At 62.7% G+C, this 20,509-nt stretch carries 22 protein-coding genes; 14 read left to right on the plus strand and 8 right to left on the minus strand.

All coding sequences use genetic code 11. The annotated features are described in order from the left end of the window. Positions 1 to 177: 177 nt before the first annotated feature. Genes hypE through hypA form a run of 5 tightly spaced genes read right to left on the minus strand, consistent with a single transcriptional unit; the run spans position 178 to position 3,789 of the window. Positions 178 to 1,188, minus strand: coding sequence for a hydrogenase expression/formation protein HypE (hypE, locus tag QLG03_RS19385; RefSeq protein ID WP_180266085.1), 1,011 nt, complete (start codon positions 1,186 to 1,188; stop codon positions 178 to 180). After that, positions 1,185 to 2,306, minus strand: a complete 1,122-nt coding sequence (gene hypD / locus QLG03_RS19390; protein WP_023290799.1) for a hydrogenase formation protein HypD — start codon at positions 2,304 to 2,306, stop codon at positions 1,185 to 1,187. The genes hypE and hypD overlap by 4 nt, the downstream gene beginning before the upstream one ends. Next, complete coding sequence (locus QLG03_RS19395; protein ID WP_002914934.1) at positions 2,306 to 2,578, minus strand: HypC/HybG/HupF family hydrogenase formation chaperone; 273 nt, start codon at positions 2,576 to 2,578, stop codon at positions 2,306 to 2,308. The genes hypD and QLG03_RS19395 overlap by 1 nt, the downstream gene beginning before the upstream one ends. Then, positions 2,569 to 3,441 carry a hydrogenase nickel incorporation protein HypB gene (gene hypB / locus QLG03_RS19400; protein ID WP_152842247.1) on the minus strand — a complete coding sequence of 291 codons (873 nt, stop codon included), beginning with the start codon at positions 3,439 to 3,441 and terminating at the stop codon, positions 2,569 to 2,571. The genes QLG03_RS19395 and hypB overlap by 10 nt, the downstream gene beginning before the upstream one ends. 3 nt (positions 3,442 to 3,444) lie before the next feature. Next, positions 3,445 to 3,789, minus strand: a complete 345-nt coding sequence (hypA, locus tag QLG03_RS19405) for a hydrogenase maturation nickel metallochaperone HypA (RefSeq protein WP_004205644.1) — start codon at positions 3,787 to 3,789, stop codon at positions 3,445 to 3,447. Between the two features lie 210 nt (positions 3,790 to 3,999). Here hypA and hycA point away from each other — a divergent pair, with 210 nt between their 5' ends. The 9 genes from hycA (at position 4,000) to hycI (ending at position 11,804) form a co-directional block, all read left to right on the plus strand. Then, positions 4,000 to 4,449, plus strand: a complete 450-nt coding sequence (gene hycA / locus QLG03_RS19410) for a formate hydrogenlyase regulator HycA (RefSeq protein ID WP_004205645.1) — start codon at positions 4,000 to 4,002, stop codon at positions 4,447 to 4,449. Positions 4,450 to 4,531: 82 nt separating this feature from the next. After that, positions 4,532 to 5,140: a 4Fe-4S dicluster domain-containing protein gene (locus QLG03_RS19415; protein WP_023290796.1), complete on the plus strand. Its 609-nt coding sequence runs from the start codon at positions 4,532 to 4,534 to the stop codon at positions 5,138 to 5,140. Continuing rightward, complete coding sequence (hycC, locus tag QLG03_RS19420; RefSeq protein ID WP_044524505.1) at positions 5,137 to 6,963, plus strand: formate hydrogenlyase subunit 3; 1,827 nt, start codon at positions 5,137 to 5,139, stop codon at positions 6,961 to 6,963. Before QLG03_RS19415 ends, hycC begins: the two co-directional genes overlap by 4 nt. A gap of 2 nt (positions 6,964 to 6,965) precedes the next feature. Next, positions 6,966 to 7,889, plus strand: a complete 924-nt coding sequence (locus tag QLG03_RS19425) for a respiratory chain complex I subunit 1 family protein (RefSeq protein WP_023290794.1) — start codon at positions 6,966 to 6,968, stop codon at positions 7,887 to 7,889. 16 nt (positions 7,890 to 7,905) lie between these two features. Beyond that, on the plus strand, positions 7,906 to 9,615 hold the full coding sequence (gene hycE / locus QLG03_RS19430; RefSeq protein WP_004205649.1) for a formate hydrogenlyase subunit HycE: 1,710 nt from the start codon (positions 7,906 to 7,908) through the stop codon (positions 9,613 to 9,615). 9 nt (positions 9,616 to 9,624) lie between these two features. Continuing rightward, positions 9,625 to 10,167, plus strand: a complete 543-nt coding sequence (locus tag QLG03_RS19435; protein WP_023290793.1) for a formate hydrogenlyase complex iron-sulfur subunit — start codon at positions 9,625 to 9,627, stop codon at positions 10,165 to 10,167. Beyond that, positions 10,167 to 10,934 carry an NADH-quinone oxidoreductase subunit B family protein gene (locus QLG03_RS19440; RefSeq protein ID WP_255988635.1) on the plus strand — a complete coding sequence of 256 codons (768 nt, stop codon included), beginning with the start codon at positions 10,167 to 10,169 and terminating at the stop codon, positions 10,932 to 10,934. The genes QLG03_RS19435 and QLG03_RS19440 overlap by 1 nt, the downstream gene beginning before the upstream one ends. After that, the gene (locus QLG03_RS19445; RefSeq protein ID WP_023290792.1) at positions 10,931 to 11,341 is read left to right on the plus strand and encodes a formate hydrogenlyase maturation HycH family protein; all 411 of its coding nucleotides are present in this window, start codon (positions 10,931 to 10,933) and stop codon (positions 11,339 to 11,341) included. The genes QLG03_RS19440 and QLG03_RS19445 overlap by 4 nt, the downstream gene beginning before the upstream one ends. Continuing rightward, positions 11,334 to 11,804, plus strand: a complete 471-nt coding sequence (hycI, locus tag QLG03_RS19450; protein ID WP_255988634.1) for a hydrogenase maturation peptidase HycI — start codon at positions 11,334 to 11,336, stop codon at positions 11,802 to 11,804. The genes QLG03_RS19445 and hycI overlap by 8 nt, the downstream gene beginning before the upstream one ends. Before the next feature lie 11 nt (positions 11,805 to 11,815). Here hycI and QLG03_RS19455 read toward each other — a convergent pair whose 3' ends face one another. The 3 genes from QLG03_RS19455 to ascF all read right to left on the minus strand — a co-directional run bounded on the left by QLG03_RS19455 (position 11,816) and on the right by ascF (position 15,183). Continuing rightward, entirely contained in the window at positions 11,816 to 12,109 is a 294-nt protein-coding gene (locus QLG03_RS19455) for a SymE family type I addiction module toxin (RefSeq protein WP_044524503.1), read from the minus strand. A gap of 180 nt (positions 12,110 to 12,289) precedes the next feature. Then, entirely contained in the window at positions 12,290 to 13,714 is a 1,425-nt protein-coding gene (locus tag QLG03_RS19460; RefSeq protein ID WP_023318986.1) for a 6-phospho-beta-glucosidase, read from the minus strand. 26 nt (positions 13,715 to 13,740) lie between these two features. Continuing rightward, positions 13,741 to 15,183, minus strand: coding sequence for a PTS cellobiose/arbutin/salicin transporter subunit IIBC (gene ascF / locus QLG03_RS19465; protein ID WP_049014476.1), 1,443 nt, complete (start codon positions 15,181 to 15,183; stop codon positions 13,741 to 13,743). 65 nt (positions 15,184 to 15,248) lie between these two features. Between ascF and QLG03_RS19470 the strand changes: the two genes are divergently transcribed. The 5 genes from QLG03_RS19470 (at position 15,249) to QLG03_RS19490 (ending at position 20,378) form a co-directional block, all read left to right on the plus strand. Further along, positions 15,249 to 15,395, plus strand: coding sequence for a hypothetical protein (locus tag QLG03_RS19470; RefSeq protein ID WP_158238019.1), 147 nt, complete (start codon positions 15,249 to 15,251; stop codon positions 15,393 to 15,395). A 53-nt stretch (positions 15,396 to 15,448) separates the two neighbouring features. Beyond that, on the plus strand, positions 15,449 to 16,462 hold the full coding sequence (locus QLG03_RS19475; protein ID WP_044524497.1) for a LacI family DNA-binding transcriptional regulator: 1,014 nt from the start codon (positions 15,449 to 15,451) through the stop codon (positions 16,460 to 16,462). A 135-nt stretch (positions 16,463 to 16,597) separates the two neighbouring features. Further along, positions 16,598 to 17,125, plus strand: coding sequence for an electron transport protein HydN (gene hydN / locus QLG03_RS19480; RefSeq protein ID WP_004205658.1), 528 nt, complete (start codon positions 16,598 to 16,600; stop codon positions 17,123 to 17,125). A gap of 8 nt (positions 17,126 to 17,133) precedes the next feature. Beyond that, a complete protein-coding gene (gene hypF, locus QLG03_RS19485; RefSeq protein WP_255988633.1) occupies positions 17,134 to 19,368 on the plus strand; it encodes a carbamoyltransferase HypF in 2,235 nt (744 codons plus the stop codon). Next, the gene (locus tag QLG03_RS19490) at positions 19,365 to 20,378 is read left to right on the plus strand and encodes a HoxN/HupN/NixA family nickel/cobalt transporter (protein WP_048298103.1); all 1,014 of its coding nucleotides are present in this window, start codon (positions 19,365 to 19,367) and stop codon (positions 20,376 to 20,378) included. Before hypF ends, QLG03_RS19490 begins: the two co-directional genes overlap by 4 nt. Positions 20,379 to 20,509: the final 131 nt, after the last annotated feature.

The following is a 20,509-nucleotide window of genomic DNA, read 5'->3' on the forward strand; positions in this document are numbered from 1 at the left end:
TAGTATGTTAATAAAGCGGTTATTGCCGCTTTAACCCATCCGTGGGCGCCCGCTGGTTTGGGCGGGATAATCATGCTGGCTTTTCCCGGCTCGCGCTGCGCTTAGCCAGGCTACATGTGCGCGCCGTGTTGTAGCCTGGATAAGGCGCCAGCCGCTATCCGGGACCCGACGCCGTGGTTAACAAATTCTCGGCAGCGGCTCGGCGTGGGGAAGATCGAGCGTCCGCTTCACGCCGTACAGCCCGACGGAACGCACGCCCGGGCGGGCGACCACCTCGCCGATTATCGCCGCCTCGCGTCCCAGGGCGTGAGACCGTATATGCGCCAGCACGTTTTTCGCTTCTTCGCGGGCGACGGCGATCACCAGCTTGCCTTCATTGGCGAAGTTCAGGGCGTCCAGCCCGAGCAGCTCGCAGACTCCGCGCACGGTGTCGTTGACCGGCAGCTTCGCCTCGTGCAGTTCAATGCCGCAGCCGCTGGCGGCGGCGAACTCATGGGCGACGGCGTTGACGCCGCCGCGGGTGGCGTCGCGCAGGGCTTTGACGCCGCGCAGCGGCCGCAGGGTTTGGATCAGCGGCGTCAGCACCGCGCAGTCGCTGGACAGCGCGCCGTCGAGCCCCATCTGCTCGCGCAGATTAAGGATGGTGGCGCCATGATCCCCCAGCGTGCCGCTGACCAGCAGCACATCGCCGGCGCTGATCTGCTGCGTCCCCCAGCGAACGTCTGCCGGGATGGCGCCGATGCCGGCGGTGTTAATAAACAGCTTATCCGCCGCGCCGCGCGGCACCACTTTGGTGTCGCCGGTAACGATGGCGATCCCTGCCGCCCGGGCGATATCGGCCATGCTGGCGACCACCGTTTCCAGGGTAGCCATCTCCAGCCCCTCTTCGAGAATAAACCCGCAGGAAAGATAGCGGGGGATGGCGCCGCTGACCGCCACATCGTTGGCGGTACCGCAGACGGCCAGCTTGCCGATATTGCCGCCGGGAAAGAACAGCGGGTCAATCACATAGCTGTCGGTGGAGAAGGCGAGACGATCCCCCTGGGCGGCAAGCGCCGCCAGATCGAGACGCGCCTGATCCTCCTGCTCCGCCAGCCAGGGGTTGGCGAAAGCCTGCATAAACAGGTCGCCGATCAGCTGCTGCATTGCCTGACCGCCGCTACCGTGGGCTAACTGGACGCTTTTCATGCTTCATATTCCTGACTGCGATATTGATACCAGGCGGCGCAGGCCCCTTCCGAGGAGACCATCAGCGCGCCAAAGGCGCTTTGCGGATTGCAGGTGCTGGCGAAGAGCGGGCACTGGTGCGGTTTACAGCGGCCGGTCAACACCTCGCCGCAGCGGGCGCGCGGGTCGTCGCACACGCGCTGCGGCGCCGGGCGGAAATGGGCCTCGGCATCGAAGCGCTGATAGGCCGGCGTGAGGTGCACGCCGGAGTCGCTGATGACCCCCAGACCGCGCCATTCGCTGTCGCCATCAAGGCGAAACACGTCGGCCATCGCCGCCTGCGCCAGCGGGTTGCCGGCATCCGGCACTACGCGGCGGTACTGATTTTCCACCTCGCTACGCTGCGCTATTGTCTGCTCAACCAGCATCACCGCGCCTTGCAGTAGATCAAGAGGTTCGAAACCGGCGACCACTAACGGGCGATGATAGTCGCTGGCGATAAAGCCGTAGGCTTCGGTGCCGATCACCATACTGACGTGGCCGGGGGCGAGAAAGGCGTCGATACCGTTGTCAGGCTGGTCCAGCAGACTGCGCAGGGTCGGCAGCAGGGTGATGTGCTGGCAGAAAAAGAAGAAGTTATCGACGTTGCGCTCCCGCGCCTGACGCAGGGTGAGGGCGGTGGCGGGCATGGTGGTTTCGAAACCGAGACCGAAAAAGACCACTTCACGCTGCGGGTTTTGCTGCGCCAGCCGCAGGGCGTCCATCGGCGAATAAACGATGCGGACATCGGCGCCGCGGGCTTTCGCCTGCAGCAGTGAGCCGTTTTTGCCCGGTACGCGCATGGCGTCGCCGAAGGTACAGAAGATAACCCCCGGACGACTGGCAATCTCAATGCAGGCGTCGATGCGCCCCATCGGCAGGACGCACACCGGGCAGCCGGGCCCATGAATAAATTCGATATTCTCCGGCAACAGCTGGTCGAGACCGAATTTAAAAATGGCATGGGTATGACCGCCGCAGACCTCCATGATGCGCAGCGGTCGCGCGGCGGTGTGCGGCAGCAGATGGGCACGCTGCTGAAGATGAGCCACCAACTGCATGACCTGCTCAGGGGCGCGGTATTCGTCAACGTAACGCATTATCGCTCCTCGCCGTACAGCAGGGCGCCGACGTCCGGCTCTACGTCAAACATATTTTGCAGCGCTTCGAGAGTATCGCGGGCTTCGGCTTCATTAATCACGCTCATGGCGAAGCCGACGTGCACCAGCACCCACTGGCCGAGACGCGGCTGGCCCTGCTCGTCAACGGCGCCCACCAGCGTCAGGTCGACGTCGCGCTGAATGCCGCAGACTTCCACCTTCGCCAGCACGCCGTCGATGGCGCAAATTTGTCCCGGAATGCCTATGCACATCGCTGCGTCTCCAGCCAGGTGAGCCACTGATCCATGCCTTCGCCGCTGGTGGCGGAGAGGAGGATAATGTCAATATGCGGATTGACCTCGCGGGCGCAGGCCAGGCACTTCTCGACGTCGAAATTGAGATACGGCAGCAGGTCGACCTTGTTGAGCAGCATCAGGCTGGCGGCGGCGAACATATGCGGATACTTCAGCGGCTTGTCTTCGCCTTCCGTGACCGACAGCACCGCCACCTTATGGCGTTCGCCGAGATCAAAGCTCGCCGGGCAGACCAGGTTGCCGACGTTTTCAATAAACAGAATGCCGTGGTCAGCCAGCGGCAGGCGCGGGGCGGCGTCGGCGATCATCTGGGCGTCGAGATGGCAGCCTTTCCCGGTGTTGACCTGAATCGCCGGGGTGCCGGTGGCGCGAATGCGGGCGGCGTCATTGACCGTTTGCTGGTCGCCTTCAATCACTGCGCAGTCGGCACGCCCTTTCAGCCGGGTGAGGGTTTCGGTGAGCAGGGTGGTTTTGCCGGAGCCGGGGCTGGAAACCAGATTCAGCACCAGCTGCTGCTTCGCCGCAAAGCGCGCGCGGTTGCGCGCCGCCAGACGGTTGTTTTTATCCAGCACGTCGATTTCCACTTCCAGCATGCGCCGCTGGCTCTGGCCCGGGGCGTGAGTCCCCGCTTCGCCATGGCCGTAATGCAGATCGCCTTCCGTCGAGCGGGTGGGGGCGAAGTGGTCGGTTTTTACGCCGGTGATGGTCATCGTCTGGCGTGGGGCGGGCGCGAAGGGGGCGCTGCGGAACGCGGAATGCGGGTTTCGTTCGTCTCCTTCAATATAGAGGTTGCCTTCTCCACAGCCGCATGTTGTACACATAATTTACTCCAATTCTAAACGCTGAATCTGTAAGCCGTCATCCGCCACGATCTGTAGCTGGTCGTTATTGCAGTGCGGGCAGCGGCGGACGTGCTGCGAGACAAGATGGACGTACTGCTGACAGCGTTCGCACCAGCATTCAGCCTGTTGTTCGGCGATATGCAGTTCGCACCCCTCCGCCAGCGTGCCGCGGCAGACCAGCTCAAAGCAGAAGGTCAGGGCGCTGGCTTCCACACAGGAAAATGCTCCCACCTTAAGCCACACGCCGGTCACCCGCCGCGCGCCGGCCTGCTGCGCCTGTTGTTCAATAATTTCCAGCGCCCGCTGGCTGAGGGTGATTTCGTGCATAGTCGCCTCCGTATCGCGATGCGCCTTTTATGCAATAACGGTGCCAGAAAGGACTCGTGGCGGCAGGAAATGTCGATGACGACGCGCCGGGGCTGTCATCGACATGTCGCGTCGGCAGGGGATAAATATAAAAACATAATTAAATCAAATAAATAAAATGTGGCACGGAAAATGCTTAGACGGTGCATCTCATGCTACGGAGAAACCGATATGACTATTTGGGAAATAAGTGAAAAGGCGGATTACATCGCCGACCGTCACCGGCAGCAGCAGGAGCAGTGGCATATCTACTGTAACTCGCTGGTTCAGGGGATCACCCTGTCGAAAGCCCGCCTGCATCACGCGATGAGCTGCGCGCCGGACAAAGAGCTGTGCTTCGTGCTGTTCGGCCATTTTCAGGTGTTCGTCGCCCTGGCGGAAGGCTTCAACAGCCACACCATCGAATACTACGTCGAAAACAAAGGCGGCGGTGATAAGTATCTGATTGCTCAGGCCACGCTCGCCGCGGATGGCACGGTGGACGGGCGGATCAGCAACCGCTCCCGCGACCAGGTGCTGGAGCATTATCTGGCGATTATCGCCACCGTCTATGACCGTCTGTACGACGCCATGGAGCAAGACCAACCGGTGGACTTAAGCCATCTGGCCCTGACCCACTGATCGCAAGGTGTCGACACGTGTCGAAAATGACACCTGCGCAACCTGATTTCGTCAAAAGTGACTTTCACCCGAGGATGACCCGGTGAACCGTTTTGTAATTGCTGACTCCACTGTCTGTATCGGCTGCCGCACCTGCGAAGCCGCCTGCTCTGAGACGCATCGCCAGCACGGCCTGCAGGCTATGCCGCGGCTGCAGGTGATGCGTAATGAAAAAGAATCGGCACCGCAGATGTGCCACCACTGCGAAGACGCCCCCTGCGCCGCTGTCTGCCCGGTAAACGCCATCCAGCGCGTCGATGGCGCCGTCCAGCTCAACGAGAGCCTGTGCGTAAGCTGCAAACTGTGCGGCATCGCCTGCCCGTTTGGCGCGATCGAATTTTCCGGCAGCCGTCCGCTGGATATTCCGGCCAATGCCAATACCCGGCTGGCGCCCCCCGCGCCGCCGGCGCCGGCCCGCGTCAGCTCGCTGCTCGACTGGGTGCCGGGCGTGCGCGCCATTGCCGTGAAATGCGACCTCTGCCACTTCGATGACCAGGGCCCGGCCTGCGTGCGGACCTGTCCGACCAAAGCGCTGATGCTGGTGGATAGCCGTGATATCGCCCAGGCCAGCAAGCGTAAACGCCAGCTGACCTTTAATACCGACCTTGGCGACTTGTCGCTGTTCCAGGCGCAACAGGGGGAGAGGGAATGAGTGTAATTGGATTAGTCAATCAGGCGGTGACGTGGTACGCCGCCAGCGCCGTGCTGGCCTTTGTGTTTGCCATGCGTAAACCGCTCAGCGGCGCCATTGCCGGGATCGGCGGCGCGGTGGCCAGCGCCATGCTGGTGGTTGCCGGCGGCGCCGCGCTGCTGATGCCGGATCGGATCCACGGCGGCATGCTGCAGTTTCTCCATCTGACAATGCGGGTGGGCGGCGTCAATGCCCTGTGGCTGCTGGCCATCGGCCTGTCGGCGCTGCCGGTGTCGCTGTTTAACATTAGCTGGCATCGCCACCCGCAGGTGAAGGCCAACGGCCTGCTGGTCAACCTGCTGCTGGCCGCCGCCACCTGCGCGGTGGTGGTGACCAACATCGGTTCGCTGGTGGTGATGGCGGAGATCATGGCGCTCTGCGCGGCGTTTCTCACCGGCTGCGCCGCCTCCGGTAAACTGTGGTTTGCGTTGGGTCGTCTCGGCACGCTGCTGATGGCATGGACCTGCTGGCTGGTGTGGTCGACCTACGGCACCCTCGAGCTGGCGCAGATCAATCTCCAGGCGGTGGATATGATGCAGAACCCGCTGCTGTGGCTGCCGGGGCTGGCGGGATTCGCCCTGCTGGCGGGGGCGATCCCGCTGCACGGCTGGGCGCCGCAGGCTCACGCCGGGGCCAGCGCGCCGGCCGCCGCGCTGTTTTCCACTGTGGTCATGAAGGTCGGTCTGTACGGCATGTTAACCGTTTCGCTGGCCGGCGGCGTGCCGCCGCTGTGGTGGGGCGTGATGCTGCTGGTGCTGGGGATGATCACCGCCTTCATCGGCGGGCTGTATGCGTTGATGGAGCATAACATTCAGCGCCTGCTGGCCTATCACACCCTGGAGAATATCGGCATCATCCTGCTGGGGCTGGGCGCCTTCGTTACCGGCGTGGCCACCCGCAACAGCACGCTGATGGTGCTGGGCTTCATCGGCGGCATGTATCACCTGATTAACCACAGCCTGTTCAAAACTACGCTGTTCCTCGGCGCCGGGGCGGTGTGGTTCCGCACCGGCCATCGCGATATCGAGAAGCTGGGCGGCATCGGTAAAAAAATGCCGCTGATCTCCCTCGCCATGCTGGTGGGGCTGATGGCGATGGCGGCCTTGCCGCCGCTGAACGGCTTCGCCGGCGAGTGGGTCATCTACCAGTCCTTCTTCAAAATGAGCACCAGCGACCTGTTTATTGGCCGTCTGCTGGGGCCGCTGCTGGCGGTGGGCCTGGCGATCACCGGCGCGCTGGCGGTGATGTGTATGGCCAAAGTCTATGGTGTCACCTTCCTCGGCGCGCCGCGGAGCAAAGAGGCGGAAAACGCCACCTGCGCCCCCTGGCTGATGACCCTGAGCGTGGTCATGGCGGCGGTCTTCTGCCTCGTTGGCGGCATCGCCGCGCCGTGGCTGCTGCCGCTGGTGAGCGGCGCCTTCCCGCTGCAGGCCCAGGTGTCGAGCGTGGTGTCGCAGCCGATGATTGCGCTGCTGCTTATCGCCTGCCCGCTGCTGCCGTTCCTGCTGATGATCTTCTTTAAAGGCGATCGCCTGGCGGCGCGCTCGCGCGGCGCGGCCTGGGTCTGCGGCTACGATCACGAACAGTCGATGGTGGTCACCGCCCACGGTTTCGCCATGCCGGTGAAAGAGGCCTTTGCGCCGCTGCTGAAGCTGCGTCACTGGCTGAACCCGGTGCGTCTGGTGCCGGGCTGGCAATCGGCCTCGGCGCCGGCGCTGCTGCGCGCAATGGCGCTGGTTGAGCTGGCGGTGCTGGTGGTGATTGTCATTTCCCGAGGAGCCTGAGAATGAGTCTGTTAATTGCATTGCTACAGGCGCTGGCGCTGTTTGCCGTCGCGCCGCTGTTATCCGGGATCGTCCGCGTCGCCCGCGCGCGTCTGCATAACCGCCGCGGACCGGGCGTGCTGCAGGAGTATCGGGATATCCTGAAATTGCTGGGCCGCCAGAGCGTCGGTCCCGACGCCTCGGGCTGGGTGTTCCGCCTGACGCCGTACGTCATGGTGGGCGTGATGCTGACCATCGCCACCGCCTTGCCGGTGGTGACGGTGGACTCTCCGCTGCCGGTGCTTGGGGATCTCATCACCCTGATCTACCTGTTCGCTATCGCCCGTTTCTTCTTCGCGATTTCCGGTCTGGACACCGGCAGCCCGTTTACCGCGCTGGGCAGCAGCCGCGAAGCGATGCTCGGCGTGCTGGTTGAACCGATCCTGCTGCTGGGCCTGTGGGTCGCCGCGCAGGTGGCGGGCTCCACCCATATCAGCAGTATCACCGACACCCTTTATCACTGGCCGGCAGCGCGCAGCATTCCACTGATTCTGGCGCTGTGCGCCTGCGCCTTCGCCACCTTTATCGAGATGGGCAAACTGCCGTTCGATCTGGCGGAAGCGGAGCAGGAGCTGCAGGAGGGGCCGCTTTCCGAGTACAGCGGCAGCGGCTTTGGCATCCTGAAGTGGGGCATCAGCCTCAAACAGCTGGTGGTGCTGCAGATGTTTGTCGGGGTCTTTTTCCCGTGGGGCCAGATGACCAGCTTCAGCGTCGGCGGCCTGCTGCTGGCGCTGGTGGTGGCCGTCGTCAAGCTGGTGGTGGGCGTGTTGATCATCGCGCTGTTTGAAAACAGCATGGCGCGTCTGCGCTTCTGTGCCACCTCCCGCGTCACCTGGGCCGGGTTTGGTTTCGCCTTTTTAGCTTTCGTCTCCTTGCTGGTGGCGTGATTAAGAGAGTTTGAGCATGTCTGAAGAAAAAATCGGTCAACACTATCTTGCGGCGCTGCACCAGGCCTTTCCGGGCGTGGTGCTGGACGAAGCCTGGCAGACCAAAGATCAGTTAACCATCACCGTGAAGGTCAATTACCTGCCGGAAGTCGTGGAGTTTCTCTACTACCAGCAGGGCGGCTGGCTGTCGGTGCTGTTCGGTAACGATGAACGTAAGCTGAACGGCCACTACGCGGTCTATTACGTGCTGTCGATGGAGCAGGGCACCAAATGCTGGATCACCGTGCGTGTGGAAGTGGATGCCAACAAACCGGAATACCCATCGGTGACGCCGCGCGTGCCGGCGGCGGTGTGGGGCGAGCGCGAAGTGCGCGACATGTACGGCCTGGTGCCGGTGGGGCTGCCGGACGAGCGCCGGCTGGTGCTGCCGGACGACTGGCCGGACGAACTCTATCCGCTGCGTAAAGACAGCATGGACTACCGCCAGCGTCCGGCGCCGACCACCGACGCCGAAACCTACGAGTTCATCAACGAGCTGGGCAGCAAGAAAAACAACGTGGTGCCGATCGGCCCGCTGCACGTCACTTCCGATGAGCCCGGCCACTTCCGCCTGTTCGTTGACGGCGAGAATATTATCGATGCCGATTACCGTCTGTTCTATGTCCATCGCGGGATGGAGAAGCTGGCGGAAACCCGCATGGGTTATAACGAAGTCACCTTCCTGTCGGACCGGGTGTGCGGCATCTGCGGCTTCGCCCACAGCACCGCTTATACCACCTCGGTGGAGAATGCGATGGGCATCGTGGTGCCGGAGCGGGCGCAGATGATCCGCGCCATTCTGCTGGAGGTGGAACGCCTGCATTCGCACCTCCTGAACCTCGGTCTGGCCTGCCACTTCACCGGCTTCGACTCCGGCTTTATGCAGTTCTTCCGCGTGCGCGAAACCTCGATGAAGATGGCCGAGATCCTCACCGGCGCGCGGAAAACCTACGGTCTGAACCTGATCGGCGGGATCCGCCGCGACCTGCTGAAAGAGGACATGATCCAGACCCGCCAGCTGGCGCAGCAGATGCGTCGCGACGTGCAGGAGCTGGTGGATATGCTGCTCAGCACCCCGAACATGGAGCAGCGTACTGTCGGCATTGGCCGTCTGGACCCGGAAATCGCCCGCGACTTCAGCAACGTCGGCCCGATGGTGCGCGCCAGCGGCCACGCCCGCGACACCCGCGCCGACCATCCGTTCGTCGGCTACGGCCTGCTGCCGATGGAAGTCCACAGCGAACAGGGCTGCGACGTCATCTCCCGCCTCAAGGTGCGGATCAACGAGGTTTATACCGCGCTGAACATGATTGATTACGGTCTTGATAACCTGCCGGGCGGTCCGCTGATGGTGGAGGGCTTCACCTATATTCCGCACCGCTTCGCGCTGGGCTTCTCAGAAGCGCCGCGCGGGGATGATATTCACTGGAGCATGACCGGCGACAACCAGAAGCTGTACCGCTGGCGCTGCCGGGCGGCGACCTACGCCAACTGGCCGACTCTGCGCTATATGCTGCGCGGCAATACCGTTTCCGATGCGCCGCTGATCATCGGCAGCCTTGACCCGTGCTACTCCTGTACCGACCGCATGACCGTGGTCGATGTCCGCAAGAAGAAGAGCAAAGTGGTGCCGTACAAAGAGCTGGAGCGCTATAGCATCGAGCGTAAAAACTCGCCGCTGAAATAAGGAATCGCCATGTTTACCTTTATTAAAAAAGTGATTAAGACCGGCACCGCGACGCACGCCTATCCGCTGGAGCCGATGCCGGTAGATAAAAACTTCCGCGGCAAGCCGGAGCATAACCCGCAGCAGTGTATCGGCTGCGCGGCCTGCGTGAACGCCTGCCCGTCGAACGCCCTGACGGTAGAGACCGATCTGGCCACAAACCAGCTGGCGTGGCAGTTCAACCTCGGGCGCTGCATCTTCTGCGGCCGCTGTGAAGAGGTCTGCCCGACGGCGGCGATTAAGCTGTCACCGGAGTATGAGCTGGCGGTGTGGAAGAAAGAGGATTTCCTCCAGCAGTCGCGCTTCGCTATCTGCCACTGCCGGGAGTGCCAGCGGCCGTTCGCGGTGCAGAAGGAGATCGACTACGCCATCGCGCTGCTCAAGCATAACGGCGACACCCGCGCCGAGCTGCACCGCGAAAGCTTCGAAACCTGCCCGGAATGCAAGCGCCAGAAATGCCTGGTGCCGTCCGATCGTATTGAACTGACCCGCCACATGAGGGAGGCCAGCTGATGAGCACTTTACTTGGCCCACGCGATGAAAACGGCATTCCGGTGCCGATGACGGTGGATGAATCCATCGCCAGCATGAAGGCCTCGCTGCTGAAGAAAATCAAACGTTCCGCCTACGTTTATCGCGTCGACTGCGGCGGCTGTAACGGCTGTGAAATCGAAATTTTCGCTACCCTTTCACCGCTGTTCGACACGGAACGCTTCGGGATTAAGGTGGTGCCTTCGCCGCGCCATGCCGATATCCTGCTGTTTACCGGGGCGGTGACCCGGGCGATGCGCTCCCCGGCGCTGCGCGCCTGGCAGTCGGCGCCGGATCCAAAGATTTGCATCTCCTACGGCGCCTGCGGCAACAGCGGCGGCATCTTCCACGACCTGTACTGTGTCTGGGGCGGTACCGATAAAATCGTACCGGTCGATGTCTATATTCCGGGCTGCCCGCCGACGCCCGCCGCCACCCTGTACGGCTTCGCCATGGCCCTCGGCCTGCTGGAGCAGAAAATCCATGCTCGTCAGCCAGGCGAACTCGACGAACAGCCGACCGAGCTGCTGCACGCCGATATGGTGCAACCCCTGAGGGTGCGCATCGATCGCGAAGCGCGCCGTCTGGCGGGCTATCGCTATGGTCGGCAGATTGCCGACGACTATATGCGTCTGCTCGGCCAGGGCGACAGCCAGGTGCTGCGCTGGCTGGAGGCGGAGAAAGATCCGCGTCTGACCGAGATCGTCACCCATCTCAACCAGGTGGTCGAGGGGGCGCGTATCCGATGAGCGAGACGGTGGTGTTCAGTCAGCTGAGCCGTAAATTTATTGATGAGAACGACGCCACGCCGGATCAGGCGCAGCAGGTGGTCTATTACAGCCTGGCGATTGGCCACCACCTCGGCGTTATCGACTGTCTCGAGGCGGCGCTGAGCTGCCCGTGGGACGCGTATCTGGCATGGATCGCCACCCTTGAGGCCGGCAGCGTCGCGCGGCGCAAAATGGAGGGGGTGCCGAAGTATGGCGAAATCGTCATCGACAGCAGCCATGTGGCAATGCTGGCCAACGCCTTTGATAAAGCGCAGTCCGCGCAGACCCCGCAGCAGCAGGCGTGGAGCAAAACAATGCTCAGCATGCTGCATGATATTCACCAGGAAAGCGCCATCTACCTGATGGTGAGGAGATTACGTGACTGACGTTTTACTCTGTGTCGGCAACAGTATGATGGGCGACGACGGCGCCGGCCCGCTGCTGGCGGAGATGTGCGCGGCGAACCCGGTCGGCCAGTGGGTGGTCATCGACGGCGGCAGCGCGCCGGAAAACGACATCGTGGCGATCCGCGAATTACGCCCCGAACGCCTGCTGATCGTCGATGCCACCGATATGGGCCTAAACCCCGGCGACATTCGCGTCATCGACCCCGACGACATCGCCGAGATGTTTATGATGACCACCCATAACATGCCGCTCAACTATCTGGTCGATCAGCTGAAAGAGGACGTCGGCGAAGTGATCTTCCTCGGCATTCAGCCGGATATTGTCGGTTTTTATTATCCGATGACCCAGCCGGTGAAAGCCGCCGTTGCCCGGGTGTACCAGCAGCTGGCAGGCTGGCAGGGCCACGGCGGCTTTGCCCGGCTGGAAGCCGCAGACGATTAACCCAGCGGTGCTCAGGGCTCCCCGACGGCGGGCGACTGACCGGCCGGGAGCCCCGTTACCGGCGGCGCCAGCTCAAGATTCTCTATTACTAATTTACCGGGCGACACCGAGACTCTGACCTGCGTGCCGACCGGGAATCCCGCCTGCTCCAGCCAGTCGCCGTTCAGGCTCAGCGCCGCATGGCGGGTGTAGCGCCGCGTCTCCCGCGTTTTGCGGTTCTCATGGCGTTTTCTGACATACCCCACGGTTAACTGGCGAATGGCCCTGGCGATCCCTCCGGCTGCAGTGGTGTGCTGTGCGTTCATGATGTGCTCCTTGCTGAAGATACCCCTGAAAATATACTGGATAAAATACCAGTTGTTGTGAACGGGAGGCAAATCAGAAACTGGAATCAGGCTCGAGAAAAAAACATGTAATAGATGCAACAGAAAGCAGCGCCCGTCCCCCGGTTAGCGCGGAGAGACGGGCGAGCGCGGGAGACGCGCTTAGTCGAGGTCGGCGCCGTTGCTGGCTATCACCTTCTGGTACCAGAAGAACGACTTTTTACGCTTGCGCGCCAGCGTGCCGTTGCCGGCGTCGTCGCGATCGACATAGACAAAGCCGTAGCGCTTGCTCATCTCGCCGGTTGACGCCGAGACCAGATCGATGCAGCCCCAGCTGGTGTAGCCCAGCACCGGAATACCGTCGCCGATGGCGTCGCGCATCGCCTTGATGTGCTCGCGCAGGTAGCTGATGCGATAGTCGTCATTGATCTCCCCCCTGGCGTCAATCTCGTCCCGGGCGCCGAGCCCGTTTTCCACCAGGAACAGCGGTTTCTGATAGCGGTCGTACATCATGTTCATGGTGATGCGCAGGCCCAGCGGGTCGATGCCCCAGCCCCATTCGCTGGCCGGAATGTGCGGGTTCTTCAGCGACTTGACGATGTTGGCGGCATTGGTGTTGCTGGCGTTCATCTCCGCCGAGGCGCAGCGCGAGGCGTAGTAGCTAAAGGAGACGAAATCGACGGTGTTTTTGAGGATCTCATCATCGCCCGGCTGCTTCGCAATGGTGACCCCCTTTTCCCGGAATACCCGCGCGGCCCATACCGGGTAGGCGCCGCGCGCCTGGACGTCAATAAAGAACAGGTTTTCGCGGTCCTTCTCCAGCGCCATCCATACATCTTCCGGCTTGCAGGAGTAAGGGTAGAAATTACCGCCCGCCAGCATGCAGCCGACCTGATTCTGCGGGTTTATCTCGTGGGCGATTTTTGTCGCCAGCGCGCTGGCCACCAGCTCGTGATGCGCCGCCTGGTACTTCACCTGCTCCTGATTTTCTCCCTCTTCAAACACCAGCCCGGCGCCGGAGTAGGGGCTGTGCAGCATAATGTTGATTTCATTGAAGGTGAGCCAGTATTTCACCAGACCGTCAAAAGCTTCAAAGCAGGTGCGGGCGTAGTGGCTGAAGAAATCGACCATTTTGCGGTTGCGCCAGGAGCCGTACTCCATCACCAGATGCATCGGCACGTCAAAATGGCACAACGTCACCAGCGGCTCGATACCGTGCTTTTTGCACTCCTCGAACAGCGAACGATAGAAGGCGATGCCCTGCGGATTCGGCTGCTGCTCGTCGCCGCGCGGGAACAGGCGGCTCCAGGCGATGGAGGTGCGAAAGACGCTGAACCCCATCTCCGCCATCAGGGCGATATCTTCCTTGTAGCGGTGGTAGAAATCGATCGCCTCGTGGCTGGGGTAGAATTCGTCTTCGCGAAGCGTGAAGCGCTTCTCCAGGCCTAATTTTACCGGCAGACGGTGGGCGCCGTGGGGGAGGGTATCCACGGTGGCCATCCCTTTCCCCCCTTCGCGCCATGCGCCTTCTGACTGGTTGGCGGCCAGTGCGCCGCCCCATAAAAATCCCTGTGGGAAACTCGCCATGCGTTACCTCGTTATTAATGGTGTGTTCAGGCGTGGGTTGCCTGGGCCTGGGCCTGGCGCGCTCGGGCGTCGGCGGCGGCCTGTTCAACGGGAATATCTTCAAAGCCGAGGATCAGCGTCAGGGCAAACGACAGCACTACCGACAGCGCCATCACGCCAAACACCCAGACGATGGTCATTGGATTGGCTGGATCGAAAAACTGCACGCTGGTGAACAGCCCCGGCGCCGCCATCGAGTGGCTGGCCAGTCCGGCGATGCCCGCCACCGCGCCGCAGATAAAGCCGCTGATTAAGCTGGCGATCAGCGGGCGTTTCAGGCGCACCGCCACGCCGTACAGCGCCGGTTCGGAAATACCGGCCAGAATCGCCGATGCCGCGGCGGCCAGCGCCGTCTGGCGCAATTCCGGGTTTTTCGTTTTCCACGCCACCGCCAGCGACGAGCCGCCGAGCGACAGGTTGGCGCCGATCTCCGACGGCATTACCATGCCCTCTTTGCCGGTTTCGGCGATGGTCTGAATGATGGTCGGCGTAAAGACCCGGTGCATGCCGGTCATCACCAGCAGCGGCCACAGCCCGCCCATGATCGCCACCGACAGCCAGCCGAGATAGCTGTGGATCGTATAGACCAGCGCGGAAATGGCGCTGCCGATCCAGATGCCGAGCGGGCCAATCAGCAGGATCGCCAGCGGGGCGGCGATCAGCACGATCAGCATCGGCTTAAGGAAGTTTTTCGTCACCGCCGGGGTAATGCGATCCACCCAGCGTTCGATATACGACAAGCACCAGGTCATCACCAGCGCCGGGATCACCGTGTAGGTGTATTTCACCGCGGTCACCGGAATAAGGGCAAATTCGACGTGTTCGCCCTGGGCGGCTTTGGCCATTAATTCGATAAACCCGGGATGCACCAGCACCCCGGCGATAGCGATGGCCAGCGACATATTGGTTTTGAATTTCACCGCCGCGGAGGCGGCCACCATCAGCGGCAGGAAGAAAAACGCGCCGTCGCCGATAAGCGTCAGGAGGGTCAGCGTCGGCGAGCCTTTCGGCAACGCGCCGCTCATTTCGAGGATCATCGCCAGCAGCTTGACCATCGATCCGCCGATAATCGCCGGGATCAGCGGCGACATGGTGCCGATCAGCGCGTCGAGGATCCCGGCGCCGATGCGTTTCAGGGTGATCGGCGCTTTGCCCTGCGGCTCGACCGGGCGCAGGTCGCCAGGCAGCAGATTCACTACCTCGCGATAGGCCTGAGAGACCGTGTTGCCGATGATCACCTGGCACTGGTTATCGCTGCGCACGACGCCGAGCACCCCGGTCAGGCCTTTCAGGGTAGGGCTATCGACCTGTTCGTTGTCTTTGACCACGAAGCGCAGACGCGTCATGCAGTGGGTCACGGCGACGACGTTATCGACTCCGCCTAATGCCGCGACTATCTGTTGCGCCAGGGCTGCATAATTTTTCGACATCGGATTTTATCCTGTTTATCAATAGGGTACTGATCTGTTACCGCGCCGCATCGTCGGGCGATACCATGCTTTATAGGAAACCGGTTCCACAAAATCATGGTGAGTTTCATTTGATTGCACAAGAAATAAAAAAAGATGATCTCATTTTTGTGATTTTGATCGCGAAGCGTCGCGGCGAGCAGGATCGCGGTGGTGAGCGGGGGGTGCTGTAAAAGCCAGAAACGTGCAGTACACTGCCTGCAACTTTTGCAACAGGAAGAATCACATGGCAACGATGCTGGAGGTCGCAAAGCGCGCGGGGGTATCGAAGGCGACCGTGTCGCGGGTGCTGTCGGGCAACGGCTATGTCAGCCAGGAGACCAAAGACCGGGTGTTTAAGGCGGTGGCGGAGAGCGGCTACCGACCGAATCTGCTGGCGCGCAACCTGGCGACCAAAACCACGCAAACCCTTGGCCTGGTGGTGACCAACACCCTCTACCACGGCGTCTATTTCAGCGAGCTGCTGTACCATGTGGCGCGGATGACGGAGGATAAAGGGCGGCAGCTGATCCTCGCCGATGGCAAGCACAGCGCGCAAGAGGAGCGGGAAGCGATCCAGTATCTGCTGGATCTGCGCTGCGATGCGATCATCATCTACCCGCGCTTTCTCACCGTCGACGAGATGGACGAGATCGTTGAGAACCACTCGCAGCCGATCATGGTGCTGAACCGCCGGCTGCGCCGCCACGCCAGCCATTGCGTCTGGTCCGATCAAAAAGCATCGGCGATGCGGGTGGTGGAGCGGCTGATTGCCCTGGGTCACCGCGATATCGCCTTTATTACCGGCTCCCTTGACTCGCCCACCGGCGTCGAACGCCTTGCCGGCTACAAAGACGCGCTGGCTGGCCACGGCATTCCCCTCAACGAGGCGCTCATCGCCGAAGGGCGCTGGACGCCGGAAACCGGCGCGGCGGCGGTGGAGAGCCTGCGTCAGCGCGGGGTGACCTACAGCGCGCTGGTGGCGAGCAATGACGATATGGCCATCGGGGCGATGAAGCAGCTTCACCAGCTGGGCGTTAAGGTGCCGGAGCAGGTCTCGGTGGTGGGGTTTGACGATATTGTGCTGGCGCCGTACATGGTGCCGTCGCTCGCCAGCGTCCGGGTGCCGGTGACGGAGATGATTAAAGAGAGCATTAATCGCCTGATATTTATGCTCGATGGCGGGGAATTCAATGTTCAGCAGAGTTTCCCCGGGGCGCTGATCGAGCGTGAGTCGCTGGTGTCAGGTCCCTGCGCCTGACGTCGTCAGCTGTCATCGTCACTACTGACGATGACAGCGCGCTAACCATTAAATTTTACTTATTATCAATAAGATAAAAACTGGAACGTATTATGCATACTCCGGCGCCTAACCCTCTTACTGCTGGAGAAATGGATGAACCGTTTCATTATTGCCGATGCGAGCAAATGCATCGGCTGTCGCACTTGCGAAGTAGCCTGCGTGGTCTCCCATCAGGAACATCAGGACTGCGCCTCCCTGACGCCGCACACCTTTCAGCCGCGTATTCACGTCATCAAAGGGGTCAATGTCTCCACAGCCACCGCCTGCCGTCAGTGTGAAGACGCCCCGTGCGCCAACGTCTGCCCGAACGGCGCCATCAGCCGCGATAAAGGCTTTGTTCATGTGATGCAGGAGCGCTGCATCGGCTGCAAAACCTGCGTCGTCGCCTGCCCGTACGGGGCGATGGAGGTAGTGGTGCGGCCGGTGATCCGCCATAGCGGCGCCGGACTGAACGTCGTGGCGGAAAAAGCCGAAGCCAACAAGTGCGATCTCTGCTTCCACCGCGACAGCGGCCCGGCCTGCATGGAGGTCTGCCCGACGCACGCCCTGGTCTGCGTAGACCGCAACAAGCTGGAGCAGATGAACCAGGAAAAACGTCGCCGCACGGCGCTGGCCTGGTAAGCTCAGGCATGAACGGGGTGCAAATCCGCATTCGCGGTAAAGTGCAGGGGGTGGGGTTCCGCCCCTTTGTCTGGCAGCTGGCTCAGGGGCAGGCGCGCTGCGGCGATGTCTGTAACGACGGCGACGGCGTGCTGGTGCGGTTGGCCGGGGACGATGATGGTTTTACTGCCGCCCTCGCTGCCCACTGCCCGCCGCTGGCGCGAATCGACAGCGCCGACTGCGCCCCTTATCGCTGGGCGGCTCCGCCGCAGGATTTCACCATCCGCGAGAGCGGGGCGGGACGGATGCGCACCCAGATCGTGCCCGATGCCGCGACCTGCCCGGCGTGCCTCGCGGAGATGAATGATCCCCGGGCGCGCCGCTACCGCTACCCCTTTATCAACTGCACCCACTGCGGGCCGCGGTTAACCATTATTCGCGCGATGCCTTACGACCGGCCATTTACCGCGATGGCGCCGTTTCCGCTCTGTCCGCCCTGCGAGGCGGAATACCGCGATCCTGCCGATCGCCGATTTCACGCCCAGCCGGTGGCCTGCCCCGACTGCGGGCCGCGACTGGAATGGCGGGCGCAAGGGGAAACGCTGGACGGCGAGGCGGCGCTGCAGTCGGCTATCGCCCGGCTGGCGGCGGGCGACATCGTGGCGATAAAAGGCGTCGGCGGCTTTCATCTGGCCTGCGACGCCGGCAACCCTGCTGCCGTTGCCACGCTGCGGGCGAGGAAACACCGTCCGGCGAAACCGCTGGCGGTGATGCTGCCCTCTGCGGCGGGGTTACCTGCCGACGCCGCGGCGCTGATGGGCTCCCCGGCGGCGCCCATCGTACTGATTAGCAAAGCGCAGGTCTCCGGCCTGTGCGACGAGATTGCGCCAGGGCTTGCGGAAGTTGGGGTGATGCTGCCGTCTAATCCGCTGCAGCATTTGCTTCTGCAGGCGCTGGCGCGCCCTATCGTGATGACCTCCGGCAACCTTAGCGGCCGCCCGCCGGCGTTAAGTAATACTCAGGCGCTCAACGACTTAGCCGACATCGCCGACGGCTTTTTGCTCCATAACCGCGACATCGTGCAGCGGATGGATGATTCGCTGGTGCGCTCGAGCGGAGAAATGCTGCGCCGCGCCCGGGGCTATGTCCCGGATGCGCTGCCGCTGCCGCCGGGTCTGGAGAAGGTTCCGCCGCTACTGGCGCTGGGCGCGGACATGAAAAACACCTTCTGCTTGGCGCGCGGGGGCGAAGCGGTTCTCAGCCAGCACTTTGGCGATCTTGGCGAGGAGGGCGTCGAGCAGCAGTGGCGCAGCGCGCTAAAGCTGATGCAGAACGTCTACACCTTTATGCCGCAGCGGGTGGTGGTTGACGCCCATCCCGGCTATCGCTCGACGCTGTGGGCGGCGACTCTGCCGCTGCCGGTAGAGACAGTGCTACATCACCATGCTCACGCCGCGGCGTGCCTGGCGGAGCACCGCTGGCCGCTCGACGGCGGAGACGTCATCGCCCTGATCCTCGACGGAATCGGCATGGGGGAGAACGGCGCGCTATGGGGCGGGGAGTGCCTGCGGGTTAACTATCGCCAGTGCGAACATCTCGGCGGGCTGCCGGCCGTCGCGCTGCCGGGCGGCGACCTGGCGGCGCGTCAGCCGTGGCGTAATCTGCTGGCTCAGTGCCTGGCCTTTATCCCTGACTGGCAGGATTACCCGCAGACCGGTACGCTGCGCCAGCGCAACTGGCCGCTGCTGGCGCAGGCCATCGATCGCGGCATTAACGCGCCGCGCGCCTCGTCCTGCGGACGGCTGTTTGATGCCGTCGCCTGCGCGCTGGACTGCGCCCCGGAGAGCCTGAGCTATGAGGGCGAGGCGGCCTGTCGGCTGGAGGCGCTGGCCGCCAGCTGCTCCGGCGTCTGCCATCCGGTCACGCTGCCGTGGCGCGGCAATGCGCTGGACTTAGCCACCTTCTGGCGACAGTGGCTGCGCTGGCAGGCGACCCCGGCGCAAAAAGCCTGGGCATTCCATGACGCCCTGGCCAGCGGACTGGCGGCGATGGCCCGCGACTGCGCCACCGCCCGCGGCATCGACACGATGGTCTGCAGCGGCGGAGTGCTGCATAACCGCCTGCTGGCGGCGCGATTGACCTTTTATCTGGCGGATTTTACTCTGCTGTTTGCGCAGCAGTTGCCGGCCGGCGACGGCGCAATCGCCTATGGTCAGGCGGTGATCGCCGCCGCCCGCGGACAGGCTCAAGGAACACAACAATGATAATGACAGTTTTACGCCAGCAGCCGCGCGCTGCGGGACTGGTGCTGGGGTTGATCGCGGCGAACCTACTGGCCTGGTGCTGGGCGCTGCAGGCCTTTGGCGACAGCGGCGCGCTGATGGCCGCCAGCCTGCTGGCCTGGGGCTACGGCCTGCGCCACGCGGTGGACGCCGACCATATCGCGGCGATTGATAACGTCACCCGCAAGATGATGCAGCAGGGACGGCGGCCTTTCGCCGTCGGGGCCTGGTTCTCGCTGGGCCACTCGTCGATTGTGGTGCTGGCCTCGGCGGCGATTGCCGCGACCGCCACGGCCTTCAGCGCGCAGATGAGCTGGCTGCACGACACCGGCAGCGTCATCGGCACCGCGGTGTCGGCGCTGTTTCTGCTGGCGATGGCCTTTATCAACCTGGTGATATTGCGCAGCGTCTGGCGCAGCTTTCGGGCGTGGAAGCGCGGTGAGCCGGTGAGCGACGAGATCGTCAGCGGCGGCGGGGTGATGAGCTGGCTGTTTGGCAAAACCTTTCGTCTGGTCAGCCGCAGCTGGCAGATGTACCTGGTCGGTTTCCTGTTCGGCCTCGGGTTTGATACCGCCACCGAAATCGGCGTGCTGGGCATCTCCGCCGCCGGCGCGTCGAGCGGGATTTCCGTCTGGTCGATTATGGTCTTCCCGGCGCTGTTCGCCAGCGGCATGGCGCTGGTGGACACCCTCGATAACGTGCTGATGGTCGGCGCCTACGGCTGGGCGTTCAGCAAGCCGCAGCGCAAGCTTTACTACAACATGACCATCACCGGCACTTCGGTGGTGGTGGCGCTGTTTATCGGCGGCCTGGAAGCGCTGGGTCTGCTGATGGATAAGTTTGCGCTCAGCGGCGGAATATGGCGCTGGGTCGGGGTGTTAAACGACAACCTCGGCGACGCCGGGTTTGTGGTGGTCGGGCTGTTTGTCGCCTGTTGGGCGCTGTCGGTGCTCAACTATCGCTGGCGCGGCTACGATAATCTGGCGCGTTAGGTTCAGCATTTTCCCGGCTTGCGCTGCGCTAAGCCGGGCGACAACAACTGTCCGGCGGCGCTACGTGGGCCTGCGTGGCGTAGGCTGCCCGCACTGTTTTACGCAGGAGCCTGCTGCTCGTGGTGAGGCAT

Source organism: Klebsiella sp. V115_8, from assembly GCF_029967715.1.
Taxonomy (GTDB): domain Bacteria; phylum Pseudomonadota; class Gammaproteobacteria; order Enterobacterales; family Enterobacteriaceae; genus Klebsiella; species Klebsiella quasipneumoniae.

Excerpts from the sequence above, each read along its gene's own strand:
- hycA (WP_004205645.1), top strand. The coding sequence starts at position 4,000 with ATGACTATTTGGGAAATAAGTGAAAAGGCGGATTACATCGCCGACCGT.
- hypB (WP_152842247.1), bottom strand. The coding sequence starts at position 3,441 with ATGTGTACAACATGCGGCTGTGGAGAAGGCAACCTCTATATTGAAGGA.
- hypD (WP_023290799.1), bottom strand. The coding sequence starts at position 2,306 with ATGCGTTACGTTGACGAATACCGCGCCCCTGAGCAGGTCATGCAGTTG.
- QLG03_RS19395 (WP_002914934.1), bottom strand. The coding sequence starts at position 2,578 with ATGTGCATAGGCATTCCGGGACAAATTTGCGCCATCGACGGCGTGCTG.
- hypE (WP_180266085.1), bottom strand. The coding sequence starts at position 1,188 with ATGAAAAGCGTCCAGTTAGCCCACGGTAGCGGCGGTCAGGCAATGCAG.
- hypA (WP_004205644.1), bottom strand. The coding sequence starts at position 3,789 with ATGCACGAAATCACCCTCAGCCAGCGGGCGCTGGAAATTATTGAACAA.
- QLG03_RS19425 (WP_023290794.1), top strand. The coding sequence starts at position 6,966 with ATGAGTCTGTTAATTGCATTGCTACAGGCGCTGGCGCTGTTTGCCGTC.
- hycE (WP_004205649.1), top strand. The coding sequence starts at position 7,906 with ATGTCTGAAGAAAAAATCGGTCAACACTATCTTGCGGCGCTGCACCAG.
- QLG03_RS19445 (WP_023290792.1), top strand. The coding sequence starts at position 10,931 with ATGAGCGAGACGGTGGTGTTCAGTCAGCTGAGCCGTAAATTTATTGAT.
- hydN (WP_004205658.1), top strand. The coding sequence starts at position 16,598 with ATGAACCGTTTCATTATTGCCGATGCGAGCAAATGCATCGGCTGTCGC.
- QLG03_RS19460 (WP_023318986.1), bottom strand. The coding sequence starts at position 13,714 with ATGGCGAGTTTCCCACAGGGATTTTTATGGGGCGGCGCACTGGCCGCC.
- hycC (WP_044524505.1), top strand. The coding sequence starts at position 5,137 with ATGAGTGTAATTGGATTAGTCAATCAGGCGGTGACGTGGTACGCCGCC.
- QLG03_RS19435 (WP_023290793.1), top strand. The coding sequence starts at position 9,625 with ATGTTTACCTTTATTAAAAAAGTGATTAAGACCGGCACCGCGACGCAC.
- ascF (WP_049014476.1), bottom strand. The coding sequence starts at position 15,183 with ATGTCGAAAAATTATGCAGCCCTGGCGCAACAGATAGTCGCGGCATTA.
- QLG03_RS19475 (WP_044524497.1), top strand. The coding sequence starts at position 15,449 with ATGGCAACGATGCTGGAGGTCGCAAAGCGCGCGGGGGTATCGAAGGCG.
- QLG03_RS19490 (WP_048298103.1), top strand. The coding sequence starts at position 19,365 with ATGATAATGACAGTTTTACGCCAGCAGCCGCGCGCTGCGGGACTGGTG.
- QLG03_RS19440 (WP_255988635.1), top strand. The coding sequence starts at position 10,167 with ATGAGCACTTTACTTGGCCCACGCGATGAAAACGGCATTCCGGTGCCG.
- hypF (WP_255988633.1), top strand. The coding sequence starts at position 17,134 with ATGAACGGGGTGCAAATCCGCATTCGCGGTAAAGTGCAGGGGGTGGGG.
- QLG03_RS19455 (WP_044524503.1), bottom strand. The coding sequence starts at position 12,109 with ATGAACGCACAGCACACCACTGCAGCCGGAGGGATCGCCAGGGCCATT.
- QLG03_RS19470 (WP_158238019.1), top strand. The coding sequence starts at position 15,249 with ATGCTTTATAGGAAACCGGTTCCACAAAATCATGGTGAGTTTCATTTG.